Source organism: Azospirillum sp. B510 (genome assembly GCF_000010725.1).
Classification (GTDB): domain Bacteria; phylum Pseudomonadota; class Alphaproteobacteria; order Azospirillales; family Azospirillaceae; genus Azospirillum; species Azospirillum lipoferum_B.
Genome location: NC_013854.1, coordinates 1650981 through 1667536 on the forward strand (window position 1 = coordinate 1650981; position 16556 = coordinate 1667536).

The 16556-nt window shown below is 67.5% G+C and carries 13 protein-coding genes; 8 read left to right on the plus strand and 5 right to left on the minus strand.

The window, feature by feature from the left end; translation table 11 throughout:
• Positions 1-136 precede the first annotated feature (136 nt).
• Both AZL_RS07610 and AZL_RS07615 read left to right on the plus strand, forming a co-directional pair.
• Positions 137-1078, plus strand: a complete 942-nt coding sequence (locus tag AZL_RS07610; RefSeq protein WP_042442783.1) for a hypothetical protein — start codon at positions 137-139, stop codon at positions 1076-1078.
• A gap of 31 nt (positions 1079-1109) precedes the next feature.
• The gene (locus AZL_RS07615) at positions 1110-1973 is read left to right on the plus strand and encodes a lysozyme inhibitor LprI family protein (protein WP_012974047.1); all 864 of its coding nucleotides are present in this window, start codon (positions 1110-1112) and stop codon (positions 1971-1973) included.
• Here AZL_RS07615 and AZL_RS07620 read toward each other — a convergent pair.
• The gene (locus AZL_RS07620; RefSeq protein WP_012974048.1) at positions 1970-2866 is read right to left on the minus strand and encodes an aldose 1-epimerase; all 897 of its coding nucleotides are present in this window, start codon (positions 2864-2866) and stop codon (positions 1970-1972) included. The two genes, AZL_RS07615 and AZL_RS07620, sit on opposite strands and share 4 nt — an antisense overlap.
• Positions 2867-3164: 298 nt before the next feature.
• On the opposite strand from AZL_RS07620, the gene AZL_RS07625 reads away from it, so the two are divergent.
• The gene (locus tag AZL_RS07625) at positions 3165-5843 is read left to right on the plus strand and encodes a serine/threonine-protein kinase (RefSeq protein ID WP_012974049.1); all 2679 of its coding nucleotides are present in this window, start codon (positions 3165-3167) and stop codon (positions 5841-5843) included.
• Positions 5844-5928: 85 nt separating this feature from the next.
• Here the strand turns inward: AZL_RS07625 and AZL_RS07630 are convergent, their stop codons facing one another.
• On the minus strand, positions 5929-6498 hold the full coding sequence (locus AZL_RS07630) for a peptidylprolyl isomerase (RefSeq protein WP_012974050.1): 570 nt from the start codon (positions 6496-6498) through the stop codon (positions 5929-5931).
• A gap of 255 nt (positions 6499-6753) precedes the next feature.
• On the opposite strand from AZL_RS07630, the gene AZL_RS07635 reads away from it, so the two are divergent.
• Genes AZL_RS07635 through AZL_RS07650 form a run of 4 tightly spaced genes read left to right on the plus strand, consistent with a single transcriptional unit; the run spans position 6754 to position 11103 of the window.
• Positions 6754-8397, plus strand: a complete 1644-nt coding sequence (locus AZL_RS07635) for an intermembrane phospholipid transport protein YdbH family protein (protein WP_247894166.1) — start codon at positions 6754-6756, stop codon at positions 8395-8397.
• Positions 8394-8684 carry a YnbE family lipoprotein gene (locus AZL_RS07640; protein WP_012974052.1) on the plus strand — a complete coding sequence of 97 codons (291 nt, stop codon included), beginning with the start codon at positions 8394-8396 and terminating at the stop codon, positions 8682-8684. The genes AZL_RS07635 and AZL_RS07640 overlap by 4 nt, the downstream gene beginning before the upstream one ends.
• Positions 8681-9055, plus strand: coding sequence for a YdbL family protein (locus AZL_RS07645; protein ID WP_012974053.1), 375 nt, complete (start codon positions 8681-8683; stop codon positions 9053-9055). The genes AZL_RS07640 and AZL_RS07645 overlap by 4 nt, the downstream gene beginning before the upstream one ends.
• Positions 9052-11103, plus strand: coding sequence for a tetratricopeptide repeat protein (locus AZL_RS07650; protein WP_247894167.1), 2052 nt, complete (start codon positions 9052-9054; stop codon positions 11101-11103). Before AZL_RS07645 ends, AZL_RS07650 begins: the two co-directional genes overlap by 4 nt.
• Here AZL_RS07650 and AZL_RS07655 read toward each other — a convergent pair.
• Entirely contained in the window at positions 11094-11819 is a 726-nt protein-coding gene (locus tag AZL_RS07655; protein ID WP_012974055.1) for a hypothetical protein, read from the minus strand. The genes AZL_RS07650 and AZL_RS07655 overlap by 10 nt on opposite strands.
• 174 nt (positions 11820-11993) lie before the next feature.
• On the opposite strand from AZL_RS07655, the gene AZL_RS07660 reads away from it, so the two are divergent.
• A complete protein-coding gene (locus AZL_RS07660) occupies positions 11994-12560 on the plus strand; it encodes a D-glycero-alpha-D-manno-heptose-1,7-bisphosphate 7-phosphatase (RefSeq protein WP_012974056.1) in 567 nt (188 codons plus the stop codon).
• Here the strand turns inward: AZL_RS07660 and AZL_RS07665 are convergent.
• Together AZL_RS07665 and AZL_RS07670 are read right to left on the minus strand one after the other, a co-directional pair.
• Positions 12517-14913: an LPS-assembly protein LptD gene (locus tag AZL_RS07665; protein ID WP_012974057.1), complete on the minus strand. Its 2397-nt coding sequence runs from the start codon at positions 14911-14913 to the stop codon at positions 12517-12519. The genes AZL_RS07660 and AZL_RS07665 overlap by 44 nt on opposite strands.
• 155 nt (positions 14914-15068) lie before the next feature.
• A complete protein-coding gene (locus AZL_RS07670) occupies positions 15069-16490 on the minus strand; it encodes a homospermidine synthase (protein WP_012974058.1) in 1422 nt (473 codons plus the stop codon).
• Positions 16491-16556: the final 66 nt, after the last annotated feature.

Below are 16556 nucleotides of genomic sequence, written 5' to 3' on the forward strand. Positions count from 1 at the left end.
CCCCGGTGCCGACCCTACCGCAGTTGCGAAAAAGTCACGAAATTGCCGATGACGCGCACTGCGCCTTTCTTCCGTTCGCGTTACCCATTATATCCTAAGCGATCAGGCTATCGCTGCGGTGGGGACTCGCGTCTGGATGGTGTCGGTGGCGGCTTCTTCGGTCATGGGCGGCGGCCGCGGTTCGGGCGGCATGGAGGACGCCGGATTCGGCGGCGCCGGACGGGGGGTCGTCACTGGGAAATACTTCAATTTCAAGCCGTTGCCGCCGCCGGCCGACATGCTTGGCAACCCGCTGGTGGTGCCCAACCTGCCGACGCACAAGCTGCCGAAGGAAACCTTCGGCAGCCGGCTCAAGCGGTTTCTCGCCCGGATGAATCTGGGCAGCCAGTCGGCGGACACCCGGCTGCGCTGGAAGCTGCACGACACGATCCAGGCGACCATGGCGTCGCTGTCTCCCGCCGTCACGCTGGTGGCGGAAAAGCGCGCACCGGCGAAGCGCCGGAAGCTGTCGGTTCCCGTCGTCGTCGTCCGCCACCCCTATCACCTGCGCCATGTGTTCGAAATGCTGCCGACCATCCCCGACGGGCTGGCGGCGGAACGGCGGTTCCTCGAGCTTCTGATGACCCGCGCGCTGAAGCGCTATGGCGAGCAGATGACCTTGCTGAAGGGCAGCGCCTTCTCCTTCGAGCATGAGGCGCGCGAATATTTTTTCGCCGGCTTCCGGTTGGAAAGGCAGATCAAGAAAGTCAACAATCCGGACGAGCGCTTCGCCGCGCTCCAGGCGGTCTACACCAACTATTTCCATGGACGGAATTACTATTACTTCGCTCTGCTGCGGCGGGAAAAGCTGGCGGCCGACAACAAGCTGTTCATGCTGTTCGCCCGCGCCGTCTATTTCATGGCGCGGATCGACTGGAACGGCGAACTGTTGGACAAGCCGAACCCGCGCATGCTGCCGCGCCGCGACGACATGATGTTTTTCGTCGAGCGTGACAAGTCGGTCGTGACACGCTATCGCAGCGACCAGGATTTCCAGCGTCAGGTCAAGGCCGTGCTGGAAGCCTTCCAGGCCTCGTGACATTCCGCTTTCCCACCCAAGGTTTCCCGCGATGCGCGTTCTGTCCCTGGCCGGTGGCCTCCTTGCCGCCGGTTCCCTGTTCGCGATCATGGCCGCGGTTCCGGCCCTTTCGGCTCCGGCGGACGGTTCCCTCACAAATCCCGGCCCGATCGAATCCACGGCGCCCGATTGCGACGCGGCCGAGACGCCGATGGCGCAGCTGGTCTGCCGCGACCCGAAGCTGGCGGCCGCCGGCGCCGCGCTGGACGATGCGCTGGCGGCGCTGGGGACCACGACCGATGACGCCGGCCGTGCGGCGATCGGGGACAGCCAGACCGTCTGGCGGGCGCGGCGGGACGAGGCGTGCCCGGTGTCCGCCGCCGACCTTGCCGACGCGAAATCGGTCAAGACGCGCACCGACTGCCTGATGCGGGTGATCCGCCAGCGTACGGCGGCGCTGGAGGCGGAGCGCCAGGCCCGGTCGCGCCCGGTCGCCGACATGCCGTTGACGGTCACCGGCGCCGCCGCCCGCCAGTTCGCCGCCCCCCAGCAGCAGATGGCGCCGTTCAACCGCAAGGTGGCGCTGTCGACGCTGGCCGGCCGCTGGGGCAAGGCCGATCCGAACGACCGCACCGCCATCGATGATTGCCGAAGCTCCTATCTGGAGATCGGTGCGGACCGTGGCGTGCACGCGGTGGATACGCGCCTGCCGCCCTTCCCGTTGGAGGGCACGCTGACGGCCGACGGCGACCCGGTGCAGGGGATCGACCTGCTGGCGGCCGGTCCGGTGGAGGGGACGCCGCCCCGGCTGGCCACCCTGCGGCTGCTGCCGGCCGATTCGCCGCGCTTCGACCGGCTGCTCCTGCGACTGGAGCCGCCGGCGACCTTCGCGGCGGAGTTCCTGCGCTGCCGCTAAAGCCGTGACGGCAGGAAACGGACGGTCATCGACAGCCGCTCCCCCGGCGGCAGGGCGATCACGCCGGCGCCGGGTTCCTGCGGGCGGTTCAGCGCGTCGGTCATGTGGGTGACCGGCTCCAGGCACAGATAGGGCTCTCCCGCGGGCGCATAGACGATCAGATGTCCGACCGGACCGTCGGCCAGCATTGTCAGACGGATCCGCTCCTGCGGACGGTCCAGCGTCGCGGCGCCGCTCCAGCCGGTGAAGCCGTTGTCCAGCGCCACATGATCCATCGTCACGCCATGGCGGAAGTCCCAGGCCGCAGGCAGCGGACGCTTCCGGCAGGGCAGGATGGAGTCGTCATTCTCCCATACCGTGAGGACGTCGGCGGTCACGCGGCTGCCCGGTGTCTTCACGAAATAGGGGTGCAGTCCCAGTCCGGCCGGCATGTCGCCGTCCGACTCGTTGACGAGGTCGAGCGTCACGGTCAGCCCGTCATCGTCCAGCGCCATCGTCTGCGTCGCGCGATAGCTCCAGGGCCAGTCGTCGGCCCGATGGCTGAATCCCATGCGCAGGGCGTCGTCGGCGATGGCCTCGACGGTCCACGGGGTGGACCAGCCATGACCATGGATCCGGTGCGGTGATCCCGGATCGGTCGCCAGCGCGATCTTGCGCCCCTGGAAGACGAACCGCCCGCCGCCGATGCGGTTGGAGAAGGGAACCAGAGGAAAACAGGCCATGTCCGGCGCGAAATCGCCGGCCAGCGCGCGGGGGGAGGTGGGCCGGAACAGATCGACCGGGCCGTCGGCCGTCGACAGGCTCCAACTCGCCAGCGCACCGCCGCAGCGCGGGGCCACGGTAAGGGTCATCATCCGGTGCCGCAACGCGCAGATGGTGCCAGTCTCGATCATGCGGTTCCCCCATTGTCAGCGCCCCGGTTTTTTATCGCACATGCGAAGACCGAAGGGAAACACCACTGTCGATGATTAAGGTCGACGATCCGGCTTCGACACAATTCGTACGATTTTGATGAAAAATTCGCGCATCATACACCCGTCATTTACCCTCGCTGCGCAACGATGCTCCTCCGGCTTGGCCCCAAGGCCGGCGGGGAGTCGCCGACGCGGTCCGGCCGCTGTCTGTTGTCCAGTCGTCCATTGCCCAGTCGTCCATCATCCCGCCGCCCATCACCCCTAGGAAAGGTCCGGAGTGTCCAGCCACCAGTCCAACCGTGCGATGCAGACACCGTCACCGGCCATGGTCGCGCTGGACGAGGCGGAGATGTGTGCCGCGTTGCCGGATTACCATGCGCTGCCGGCGCGGCTGGTGATCGGAACGGTGCTGCGCTCGTACCTCGACACCCTGCTGTTGACACCGACGGAACTGATCCATCTGGCCAAGCCGCTGAAGGCCTGCCTGGAACAGGGATCATTGGTCGAAGCCTCCATCACCCGTGTCTCAGCGGTCCAGGCGCGCGCGCCGGGACAGGCGCAGCAGGCGCGCCGCACCGCCATCCGTGCCGCGGTCGACGAAAGCTGGGCCAAGGCGCGTACCGCCCAGGCGGCCTTCTCCAGCATGCCACGGGGGCGGGCGCCGGTGGATTGGCTGCTGTCCCAGGGGCCGAAGTCGCCAACCGGCGACGCGGAGTACGACTTGCGGGTCGCGCTCAGCCTGGAACTGCTGGAGATCAAGAACTGGACCGGCAAGCTGGACCGCCTGCTGGAACTGCACCAGTGGGACCGGGGCGAGCGGCTGGCCGCCGCCATTGATGGGGTGATCGGCGACATCCTTGCCTCATCCGCCGCCGGCGCGGACCTGTTCGGGGCCAATCTGCTGCCCGGATCGCTGCTTTCCACCTTTTGCGACCTGCTGTTCGGGCGCGTCGGCATGGACGCCTTCGGACCGAACCGTGTCGGTGTGCTGAACGCCCTGTTCCGGCAGGGCAAGCTGCCCCAGGCCAAGGCCGCCGTCCTCGACCGCATCCGCCGCCAATTGAAGGCGCCCCAGCCCCTGGGCCGCGGCGCCTTCGACCAGGAGGCGGAGATGTTGAAGACGCTGGTCGGACACCTGCTGACCCGCGACGGTCTGGTCGGTGGTGCCGCGATGGCCGACGCCTTGACGATTCGCTATTCGCGCCGGCTTGAGCAGGGCGGGGCCAGCGCCTATCGCCGCTCCATCGTCGGGCTCGGCGAAGGGCAATCGGATCTGATCTGCCGGATCCATTACCTGACCCGGGTCGCCGCGGCCCCGGCGGCCGAGCGCCATGCCGACGAGATCCTCGCCTCGCTGGATGCGGCGGTCTGCAACGAGCTGCTGATCGAGAACATGCTGGTGCAGACGCCCGACACGGCTCTGCTGGAGCGTGATTTCTCCCGCGCGCTGGCGGCCATCCGCTCGGCCCCCCTGCCGGGCGAGTCCTGCGAACGGATCGCCGCCCGTGCCGAACGGTCCGTCGATGATTACGTCAAGACCGGCCAGCTCGCCGTCCGGCTTAAGCAGGTGGAGCCGGTTCAACGCCGCCGGATCGTCCGCCTGGCGGAGGTCGCCTGTTCCGGCCTGATCCGGGAGGACGGCGCCTTGCCGCTGATGCGCCAGCTCATCCTGGAAACCGTCCGCCAGCCGCAATTCCAGGCGGAGCTTGCCCAGCCCGAGAGCGAGGTCGCCCAGGCCGAAGTGCGCCGTCTCCTGGAGTTGCTGGACCGGCTGCGTCAAATGGCCACGACGCCCGCGCCGCCACCCTCTCCGTTGCCCTCTCCGCCGCCAGCCCTGACTCCATCCCTGCCGGCCACCATCGAGGTGGCGTTCCCGCAACAGCGGAGCCCGTCGCCCGGCGGCATGCGCGGTGCCGAGACCGTTCTCCATCCCGTCAGCCGGCAAATCGCCGGTGCGCCGGCCAAGGCCGCCATCCCGGCCGCGGGCGTATCCGGCCTGTGCGCGAACTGCTACGCCGTCCAGGACGCGTCAGGGACCTGCGCCGCCTGCGGCTATCCCGCGAGGTCCGACAACCGGCCGGGGGTGCATCTGGAGCCGGGAACGCTGCTGCATGGCCGCTACCGGGCCGGGCGCGTGCTGGGGCAGGGGGGATTCGGCGCCACCTATCTGGGGTGGGACGACCGGCTGCGGGTGAAGGTGGCGATCAAGGAATATTACCCGGCGAACCTGATCGCCCGGCTTCCCAACGCCGCCGCCGTCTCTCCCTTCTCCGAGGAACATGCGGAAACCTTCGCCGCCGGCCTGGAGAAATTCCTGGAGGAGGCGCGGACGCTCGCGCGCCTGCGCGACGTGCGCGAGATCGTCGGCGTCCAGGATTTCTTCGAGGAGAACGGCACCGCCTATCTGGTCATGGAGCTGCTGGAAGGCCGCACCATGAAGAAATATCTGGGCGATTGCGGCGGCCGGATCGATGTGAAGCGGACCCTGTCGTTGCTGATGCCGATCGCCAAGGCGTTGCAGGCGATCCATGACCAGGGGCTGATCCACCGCGACATCAGCCCGGACAACATCTTCCTGACCAATGGCGGCGACCGCAAGCTGCTGGATTTCGGCGCCGCGCGGCAGACCGCCCGTCCGGGCGCCGGCCTGACCGTGATCCTCAAGCCGGGCTATGCCCCGCCCGAACAATATTCCAACGAGGGCCGGCAAGGTCCCTGGTCGGATGTCTATGCGCTCTGCGCCACGATCTATCTGGCGCTGACCGGCCGCACCCCGCCCGACGCCACGGCGCGCTTCATGAACGACAAGGTGCCGAAGCCGTCCGAGCTGGGGGTGACGCTGTCGCCGGGGTTTGAAAAGGTGCTGCTGGCGGGCCTCGCCATGCGCTGGCAGGAACGGCCGCAATCGATGAAGGATCTGCTGCGCGCCATGACCAATGCGCTGACCGCCGGCTGAACCGTGAGAACCACCAATGAAAAAAAGGGACCGGAAAACCGGTCCCTTTTTTTCGATCGGATGTGGCCGCGCCGTTACGTGACGTTTACTTGACGTCGGCGGCGACCTGCATCTTGATGATCTTGTCCGGATCGGTGACCTGACCGTTGCGGGACTGGCTCCCCTTCTTGATCATGTCGACGAATTCCATGCCCTCGACCACGCGGCCCCAGACGGTGTACTGGCGGTCCAGGAACTGGGACGGGGCGAAGCAGATGAAGAACTGGCTGTCGGCGCTGTCCGGATCCTGGGCGCGGGCCATCGACAGGGTGCCGCGGATGTGCGGCGCGCTGGAGAATTCGGCCTTCAGCTTCTTGCCGGAGCCGCCCATGCCGGTGCCGGTCGGGTCGCCGGTCTGGGCCATGAAGCCGTCGATCACGCGGTGGAAGACGACGCCGTTGTAGAAGCCCTGGCGGGTCAGTTCCTTGATGCGGGCGACGTGGTTCGGCGCCAGATCGGGCCGCAGTTCGATCACCACGCGACCGTCCTTCAGGTCGAGGTAAATGGTGTTTTCCGGATCCAAGGCCTTCGCCTCCCCTTGAGAAACTGTAAAGAACGAGACAGTGAAGATTGTGGCGAACAGGGCCGCCAGCAACGCGCGGGTCCACCGCTTCATGCGAAACACTCCGATGAGCTGAAATCCGCGAAGCGGACCATAGGGGAAAAGCGTCGGAATGCAAAGCCGCCCTGGCGAAATGAGCGTCTGTATGGCCGATCCGCCAAAAGTCACGGATGAAGGCCGCTTGTCCGGCTGTTCATCCGGCCGTGGGCATGGCAAGCCGGTCTCCTTGGATGTGCCGTTGGATAAGATGGGAAGAGGAGGCGCGGTGTGAGGCTGGGGCGGGCGATAGCGGGAAGCACGGCGATCGCGATGACGCTCGGTGTCGTCGGGCTGGGCGCGGCGATCCTGGCCGGTCCGGCGCTGATCAGCGGTTTCGCCGCTCAGGCTCTGCGGGACGCCGGCTTCACCGGTGCCGTCGTGACCGTCATCCATCCGCGCATCGCCGATGGCTGGCGCGGCCTGCGGCTGGAATTCACCGGCGACAGCGGCCCGCTGGAGGCCGCCGCCGCGGCGCGGGACCTGCCGATGTCCGGGCGGATCACCCTGTCGGGCGCGCTGGTGGCGGGGATTGATGGCGCGGCGGTGACGATCACGCCGGACGGTTGCCTGTCCGCCACGGCGCAGCGGCTGATCGCCACCGGACAATCGTTGGAACTGCCGCAGGGTGCCGAGCTGTGCGCCATACCGGATGGCCCGCTTCTGCGCTGGTCGCCCGATACCCTCTCCGTCGCGGCGGATCTGCGGGTGCCGCGCCTCGATGTTCCGGCCAGTGGGCAGCGTGCCGAAGAGATGGCGCTGCGGCTGGAACAGGATGAGCGGCAACGGCGGGCCGACGCCACGGTCGGACGGCTGATCAGCACGGCCAAGCCGGCACCCGTCGTCCCGCTCGCCGTCATGCTGCGGGCGGAGCAGGCGTTGCGGGCCGGGGCGGGCGACGGGCCTTGGACGATCGACGGCAGCGCCAAGGGCGCCGACGGACTTCTCTCCGTTACCCTGGCCGGCGATTTCGATCCGGCCACCGGGTTGGGAAAACTCGACGCGGTGGTGAAGCCGGTCCGGCTCGCTCCGGGCGGCCCCGGCCTTGCCGCCGTTTCGCCCCTCGCGGCGACCTATCTGGAAAAGGCGTCCGGCACCCTGTCGGGCAAGGCGACGCTGGCCTGGAGCGCCAAGGGCCTGACCACAACCGGGCGCGCCACGGTGAAGGGGCTCGCCGGTGCCGCCGGGCCGGTGACGGTCGCCGCCGTCGATGGCACGGTCGCCCTGTCCAGCCTGTCGCCGCCGGTGATTCCCGCCGGGCAGAAGCTGTCCGTCGGCCTGCTCGATGTCGGCATTCCGCTGACCGACGGCACGCTGCTGTTCGGCTATGGCCGCGACCGGCGGCTGGACGTGGACCGGGCCGAATGGCGCTGGGCCGGCGGTCTGCTGCGCGCCGACCCGTTCGAACTGGCACCCGGCAAGCCAAAGGGAACCGTCACCCTGCATGCCGAGGGCATCGATGCGGCCAAGCTGCTGGACCTGATCGCGGTCGACGGGCTGGCGGCGACCGGCAGCCTGTCCGGCTCCCTGCCGGTGGTTTTCGCCGACGACATGGTGACGGTGGATGGCGGCGTGCTGGAGGCCACGGCCCCCGGCACGCTGCGCTACGATCCCGAAAAGCCGCCCGCCGCGCTGACCGGGGAGGAGGGCAGCCCGACCGCCATGCTGATGGGCGCGCTGACCGACTTCCATTATGACAGCCTGCGGATCACCATCGACGGGCGGGCCGGTGGCGACCTCAGCGCCGGCTTCTCGCTGCGCGGCGCCAACCCGTCATTCTACGATGGCTATCCGGTTGCCCTTAACCTTAAGCTGTCTGGTGCGCTCGACCGGATTCTGCGCCAGAACCTCGACGTCTACCGGATCACCGACAGGCTGCGGGACCGGATGACCGGCTCCGACCAGAAGGACCAATGACCGCCACCATGGTGACCAGATTTCCGCCCGCCAAATCGCCGCCTTCGACCTCCTCGTCCGCGAGCCTGACGGCCCTCCTGCTGCTGTCGGCGCTGGTGAGCGCCTGCGCACCGACGGTGAAGATCGAGGCGCCCGACAAACCGATCGAGATCAACCTGAACGTCCGCATCGAGCAGGAGGTGCGGGTCAAGCTGGAACGCGACGTCGACGACACCATCCGCAACGATCCCGCCCTGTTCGGCCTGCCGGCCGGGGCCGCGCCCTCTTCGGCGAAGGGGAGGAAATGATGACGAGCGAGTTCCTAAACCGCCGACAGGCTGGCCGGCTGCTCCTGTCGGCACTGGCCGCCGGGCTGCTGGCATGGTCCACCCTGCCGCGGCTGGCCCTTGCCCAGGATGCGCTGGCCGATGCCAAGGCCGCCGGCCAGTTGGGCGAGCGGCCGGACGGGATGGTAGGGGTGGTTCCCGGCGCTCCCGCCTCGGCGCAGGCGCTGGCGCAGCAGGTGAACGTCCAGCGGCTGGCCCGCTACCAGGAGATCGCCAAGGGCAACGGCACGGCGCTCGACAAGGTTCAGGCGGTCGCCGGCCAGCAACTCATCGACCGCACCCCGGCGGGCCAGTTCGTGATGACCGCCGCCGGCCAGTGGCAGCGCAAGTGACCTCCTCGCCCATGCTCGGCCGGGGTGCCATCGTCGACCTGCGCCGCCAGCTGATCGCCAAGCCCGGCGACGGCACGTTGCTCTCGGCCCTGTTCGCGGCGCTCGACAGCCTGGAACAGGCCGGCACGCCGGAAGAGGCGGTGGCCCGCTCCAACCTCGGCGAGGCGTCCCGGCGCCAGGGCCGCCTCGCCGAGGCGGAGGCCCATCACCGCAAGGCCTTGGAGTGGCTGCCGGATTTCGGCGGCAACCACTATAATTGGGGCGTGACCCTTCAGGCCCTCGGCCGCCCGGCGGAGGCCGCCGCCGCCTATGGCGAGGCCGCAAGGCTGATGCCGCATTTCGCCCCGGCCCCTTGCAACCAGGGCGTCCTGCTGCGCGAGCTGGGCCGTTTGGACGAGGCGGAAGCGCCGCTGCGCCGCGCTCTCGGGATTGATCCGGCGCTGGTGCCGGCCCGGCTGGCGATGGCTGCGCTTCACCGCGACCGTGGCGACCTCGACCGGGCGACGGCCGGCTTCCGCCTTTGCCTGTGCCTGCGGCCCGATCTGGCGGAGGGGCAGGCGAACCTCGCCCTGACGCTGAAGGAGCGCGGACAGCGCGGAGGCCCGGCGACGGATGCCGCGGCGAGCATCGCCGGCTTCGAGCGGGCTTTGCGCATCGGCTTGCCCGATGCGGGCGGCGTGCTGGCGCAGCTGGTGCAGCAGCGCCGCCATCTCTGCCGTTGGGACGGGCTGGCGGCGTTGTCGGGGCGGCTGGTCGAACTGGTGCGCGAAGGGCGGACCCAGCAGGTCCATCCCTGGATCTTCCTCGGCGAAGGGGCGGGGCCGGCGCTGGAGCGCGCCTGCGCCGAACGTTATGCCGCCTGGAGGACAAGCGGCGTCAAGCCCGCCTTTCCGTCGCGCTCCGCCGCCGGGCCCGCCGACGGACCGAAGCTGCGAATCGGCTATCTCTCGGCCGATTTCCATGAACACGCCACCGCCGTGCTGATCGCCGAACTGGTCGAACGGCACGACCGCGGGCGGTTCGAGATCGTCGGCTGCTCCTACGGCCCCGACGATGGCGGGCCGTCGCGCCGGCGGCTGCTCGCCGGATTCGACCGTTTCCTCGACCTGTCCGGCCAGACGGACGAGGCGGCGGCCCAGTCGATCCATCAGGCCGGCATCGACATCCTCGTCGACCTGAAGGGCCACACCCAGAACGCCCGTCCCGGCATCGCCGCCCGTCGGCCGGCGCCGGTCCAGGCGCAATGGCTGGGCTATCCCGGCACGCTGGGCAGTCCGGCCATCGATTATGTCATCGCCGACCCGGTGGTCGTGCCGGCCGATCAGCAGCGCTTCTACAGCGAGCGCATCGTCCATTTGCCCGACAGCTACCAGCCGAACGACCGCCGGCGGAGGATCGGTCCGGTGCCGGAACGGGCGGATTGCGGATTGCCGGCCGATGGCGTCGTCTTCTGCGCCTTCAACGCCTCCTACAAGATCGGGCCGGAGCTGTTCGGCCGCTGGTGCCGGATTCTCGAAGGCGTGCCGGGATCGATGCTGTGGCTGCTGGAGGGGCCGGCGGAGGTCGCGCTCAACCTGCGGCGCGCGGCGTCGGCGCGCGGCGTGGCGCCGGAGCGGCTGGTCTTCGCCCCGCGCCTGCCCGGTCCCGATCATCTGGCGCGCCACCGGCTGGCCGATCTGTTTCTCGATTCAAGCCCGGTCGGCGCCCACACCACGGCCAGCGATGCGCTGTGGGCCGGGTTGCCGGTGCTGACGGTGCCCGGCCGCACCTTCGCCGGCCGGGTCGCCGCCAGCCTGCTGCGCGCGGTCGACCTGCCGGAGCTGGTGCTGCCGGATTGGGATGCCTACGAGGCGACGGCACGGCGTCTCGCCGGCCAGCCGGCGGAGCTTGCGGCGCTGCGGCTGCGGCTGGAACGGGGGCGCGACACCGCCCCACTGTTCGATACTGACCGTTTCGCCCGTTCCATCGAAGTGGCCTATGCGGCCATGTGGTCCATGCACCGGGCCGGGGAGCCGCCGCGCGGTTTCGCCGTTCCGCCTCAGGGATAGGCGCAGCGGTCGGCGGTGACCTCGACGAAGGAGCGCTGGGCGGCGGCGATGGTGAAGCGATATTCGGCGTTGTCGACCACCAGCGACTGGTGCAGCGGCAGCACGCCGCTGACCGTGGTGCCCTTGCCGGCCATGCCGGTGATGCGGATGGTCACCGGCTGCCCCGGATCGAACCAACTTTCGGCGTTGCCCTGCTGGTTGTGGGCGGATTGCCCCTCGCCGGTCACGGTCACCGTGCCGTTGCCGAAGGTCACGCCGCGCGCTCCCCCTTTCAGCAGCGGCGTGCTGAGCGTGAAGCGCTTGGTGTCGGTCGGCTGGCAGTTGCGCGGAACCTGGGCCTGCGAGATGACGAAGGCGAGGCGGTTGGCGTCGAGCCCGCCCTTCAGCCGTTCCGCGACCTGCTGCGTCAGCTTGGCGAGATCGCCGGTCGGCACCTCGCGCTGGAGGCGGCCTTCCAGTTCGCCGACGCGCGCCTCGGCGGTGCGGGCTGCATGCTGCATCTGGCTGGCCAGCAGCTCCAGCTCCGCCTTCTGGCGCGACAGGGTGGCGATCTCCTCGCGCAGGGTCACGTCGCGTCCCTTCAGCTGCTCGATGCCCATCTGATAGGAAAACAGCCCGATGCCGAGCACCAGCGCGGCCAGCAGCGCGACCTTCACCACGCCCGCCCTTACGCGTTTGCGGTAGCGTCTTTCGTAGTCGTAACGTCCCAGGGTCATGATGTCGGTCGCGGCAGGCTGTCTTGTCCGACCTCAATGGCTAACGGCAACGGCCAAGGGATGCAACCCCTTGACCGCTGCCGACATGCGGTTCCCCTTTGCTCCGGTCGGCATTTTGCCGCATCCTGGCGCGAAGATCGCGCAGAGTGCCGAGAAACATTTCAGGACGCAGCCTTGCCCTATCCCGCCCTGTTCCTTGATCGCGATGGCGTGGTGAATGTCGATCACGGATACGCCGTCACCCATCACCGGTTCGCGTTCATGGATGGCATCTTCGATCTGACAAGGCTGGCGGTGGATCGCGGCTATCGCGTGGTGATCGTCACCAATCAGGCCGGGATCGCCCACGGAGATTTCACCGAAGCCGAGTTTCTTCGCTTCACCGATTGGATGGTCGGTGAGTTCCATCGGCACGGGGGGGACATCGCCGGCGTGTTTCACAGTCCTTTTCACAACGACGGCGTTCTGCCCGCCTATGCGCGCGACAGCTTCTGGAGAAAGCCAGCGCCCGGCATGATTCTGGAAGCGGCCCGGAGACTCGACCTCGACTTGTCGAAATCGATCCTTGTCGGCGATCAGGCGACCGACATGCAGGCCGCGGCCAGGGCCGGGATCGGAAGAAGAGTGCTGCTGGGCCACCGGCCGGAGCAGGCGGCCGATCACGTTGTCGACCACCTGCGGGATGTGACGCCCTTCCTTACTGGCTGGTCGGGCCACCACCACCCAGGAAGCTGGCGTTGATGCCGGGGCTCTTGAATTCGCCGACATTTTTGAAGACCAGCCGGAAGAAGATGGTGTTTCCATCCTTTTCACCGGTTGTGCTGATGGTGTAGTCGCGCTGGGCGACGGTCTGGAACACCAGACATTCGTCATTATAGCTGAGCACCGCTTGGCTGGAACGGGGTCCCGGCTGCGGTTCCATCGCCTGCGTATGGGTGATGCCGATGCCCCAATGATCGGTGAACTGGGACGACAAGCCGAAAGTGGCCTGCTCCACCCGGTTGCGGGTCTGGGCATTGCGGGTTGTCGTCTGGTCGACATAGGTGTAGGAGGTCGACAACCGCAGCAACGGGAAACCGGCCGACGCGTTGAGTGAATGACGGCGCGGGCGGAACGTATCGTGGTCGATGCGGAAACCGTAATTCACGTCGAGCCAGTCGGCGGGCCGCAGGTCCAGGCGCCCGACATAGTCGGAGACGCGGTTCTGTAGCCCGGTATCACCGGTGAAGCCGGCACTGCTGTCGCTGAGCCGCAGGCTCTGGCCCAGGAAGAGGGCGCCTGATCCCTGATTATAACCATAGATCGCGGTGCGCAGGCCGTAGGTGAAGCGCATGCCGTCGTCCAGCCGGTCGATACCGGTGAAGCGGTTGGGTTGCAGCAGATTCACGTCGTCGAATTCGACGTCCAGGCTGTCTTCGTTCGGGAAGATGCGGTTGTTGGGCAGCTTCGGCGCGAAGGTCAGCTGAGTGACCGGCTCCACCAGTTGCGACGAGCTGTCGCCGTAGCGGACGAACGGATAGCGGATGGTCGCCTGCCCCTGCGGGAAGAAGCGGAAGCGGCCGATGTTGTCAGCACCCTTGGTCGTCGGGTCGGCCGAATTGAACTGTTGGGCGGTATAGCCGGCGACCAGCACGCTGCCCGACAGGGTGGTGATGAAGCCGGCGTTGGAGACGATGTTGCGCTCCCACCCCGGTTGCATCATGACGCGCTGGGTGTCGGGCCCGGCATTCTTAAGGCGCGTCACCGCCAGCAAGTTGGTGTCGAACGACCAGCGCCCGCCCAACAGGCTGCCCGGCTCGCCAAGGGCGTTGTATTGGGCATAGGGCAGGGTGACCGGCTCGGGGACATTGTTCCCGTACCGCATGTCCTGGAAGCTGTAGCCGGTGATCGCCGCATAGTTCCGGCCGCGGAAGCCCTCGACATAGGCCTTGCTGGTCAGATAATCGTCGCGGAAATCATAGTAGCGCCGCAGGAAGGTCGGGTCGGTGGCGCGCTTGATGTCGAAGCCGGCGCGCCAGGTGTCGTCGATGTCGAACAGGCCGCGCGCCGCGATATAGCCACGGTTACGCGTCTCCTTCGGCACGGTCTTGCTGTTGGCGACGTCACCGCGGGTGATGGCACCCTCCAGTTCCAGCCGTCCGTTCTCGAACCGCTTGCGGTACTGGCCGCCGAGCAGCGGTCCCTGCCTCGAATAATAATTCAGATCGAAGGTGGCGTCCTGGTCCGGCGCGATGTCCCAGTAATAGTGGGTCTTGAGGATCGCGCCGAGATTGGAGTTGTTGCCGAAGGACGGGGTCAGGAAGCCGCTCTTGCGATCGACCGACGGATCGGGATGCGACAGGTAGGGCGTGTAGGCGACGGGAATGCCGAAGATCTCCATCGTCGCGTCGCGATAACGGACCTCATGCTCCTCGTTGTCGTGCACGATGCGCACGGCGCGGATCTGCCAGAGCGGCGGCCGGGTCGGGTCCTCCTTGCACAGGTCGCAAGGGCTGTAGACGCCGCGGTTGACGCGCGTCAGGCGGCCCTCGCGCCGCTCGCCCTCATTGCCGGCCATGCGGCCGTTGTCGGTCATCAGGACGCGGATGTTCTCGATGAACACGTCCTTCAAATCGTCGGTCAGTTCGGCATAGTCGGCGAACACGATGTCGCCAGACGGCTCCACCAGCCGAATCTTGCCGGTGGCGATCACCACCTTGGTCTTTTGATTGTAGGTTATCTTGTCGGCGCGGACGCTGCGCTTGCCCTGGGCGAGCTCGACATTGCCGCTGGCGGTGACGAGGCTGTTCACCTCGTCGAAGGTGACCTGATCGGCGGTCAGCAGGACGGGGTCCTGCTTGGATCCGGCTTCCGCGCCGGTCGCCTGGGGGGCCGGTGTGCCCGGCTTGGTTCCGGGAAGCGGCGACTGGGACGGTTTGACGGCTGGCTTTACCGGCGCCTGGGACGGCGACTGGGCATTGGCCGAATCCGGAATGGCCAAATCCACTGCGGCGACCCCACACGCCACCATCAGCCCGACGATGCCGGAGCGCAGGATGGGAGAGACGGCGGTCGGAGCGTTGGCGCGGGCGCGCCGGGAGACGTGCTTGGGCATGTTGGAACGATTGGGGGAAGCGAAAGCCCAAGTCAACGGTTTCAAGGCGCGTCGGCGGGCAATGTCACCGCGTCGCGTCGCCCCCTGTGGCAACGCTGCCGCAGCCGCCGCGGCCGGAGGGGCGGCGGGGGCTGCGACAGTTCATCCATTCCCTCTCAAACGATCCGGAAGTTCTTGAACTGCCAGGGATCATCCTCGTCGATGTCCTCCGGGAACAGGACATTGCGGTCCTGCAAGGGAGTCCAGTCGCCATAGGCGCCGACGACCTCGCCCAGATAGGGGGTGGCGATGTCCAGCACCCGGCGGAAGTCCACCTCGTCCGGTTCGACCACGCCCCGATTCGGGTTCTCCAGCGTCCAGATGATGCCGCCCAGCACGGTGGAGGTCACCTGCATCGAGGTTGCGTTGTTGTAGGGAGCGAGCGACCTTGCGGTATCGATGTCGAGCCGCGAACCATACCAGTAGGCGCCCTTGGCATGGCCCATCAGCAGCACGCCAAGCTCGTCCATGCCGCCGGTGATCTCATGCATCATCAGCCGCTGTTCGGCCTGCATGTTGAAGTTCTTGCCGGCCAGCTCGTGCAGCGACATCACCGCGTCGTCGCAGGGGTGGTAGGCATAGTGGCAGGTCGGGCGGTAGACGACGCGGTCGCCGTCGCGCACCGTGAAATAGTCGGAAATCGAGATGGCCTCGCTGTGGGTGATGAGGAAGCCGTGGAACGGCCCCTCCAGCGGGGTCCAGGTGCGCACGCGCGTGGCCGCACCCGGCCGCATCAGATAGATGGCGGCATCGCAACCGAATTCGTGCCGGCGCCCGTCGGACGGCAGTCCCTTCTCGTGGGTGCCCCAGCCGAGTTCGGCCGGCTGGCAGCCTTCGCCGACGAAACCGTCGATCGACCAGGTGTTGACGAATTCGCCGATCTGCTTGGGCTGGTTCGACACCTGGGTGTCGCGCTCCGCCACATGGATGGTCTTGATGCCCAGCTTCTGCGCCAGCCGGCCCCAGCCGTCGCGGTCGGTCGGAATCTCGGTCGCGACGCCGGTGTCGGCGGCGATGTTCAGCAGCGCCTGCTTGACGAAATGCGAGACCAGACCCGGATTCGCGCCATGGGTGATCAGCGCGGTCGGACCGCCCTCATACCGGCCGCGCAGCGCCAGCGCCGATTCGCGCAGGGCGTAGTTGGAGCGCAGCGACGGCGACAGGCTGGAATCGGTGTAGCCGCCCGCCCACGGTTCGGTGCAGGTGTCAGTATAGAAGGCGCCGACCCGCTGGCAGAATTCGATCAACGCGATCGACGAGACGTCGACCGACAGGTTGACCAGAAAATCGCCCTTGTCGATCAGCGGCTTCAGAATCTGGAAGAAATTGTCGTTGTCGAGCGGGTTGTTATGGAAGGCGACGCCGTAAAGCTCGGCCTCCTCGCGTCCGCGCTCCTCGGCGGTGACGATGGTGATCCGGTCAGCCGTAAGTCCGTCGATATGACGGAGAAGCAGTGGCAAAACACCCTGGCCAATCGAACCGAATCCAACGATGACCATGCGGCCTGTGAACGTGCAGAGCTTCGTGTCCAGGGCCATGATTTTTTGTCTCCCCGAGGTAGTTTAGGCCAACGACATAGGCCGGCGCTCCCGCCCACTTCGGAG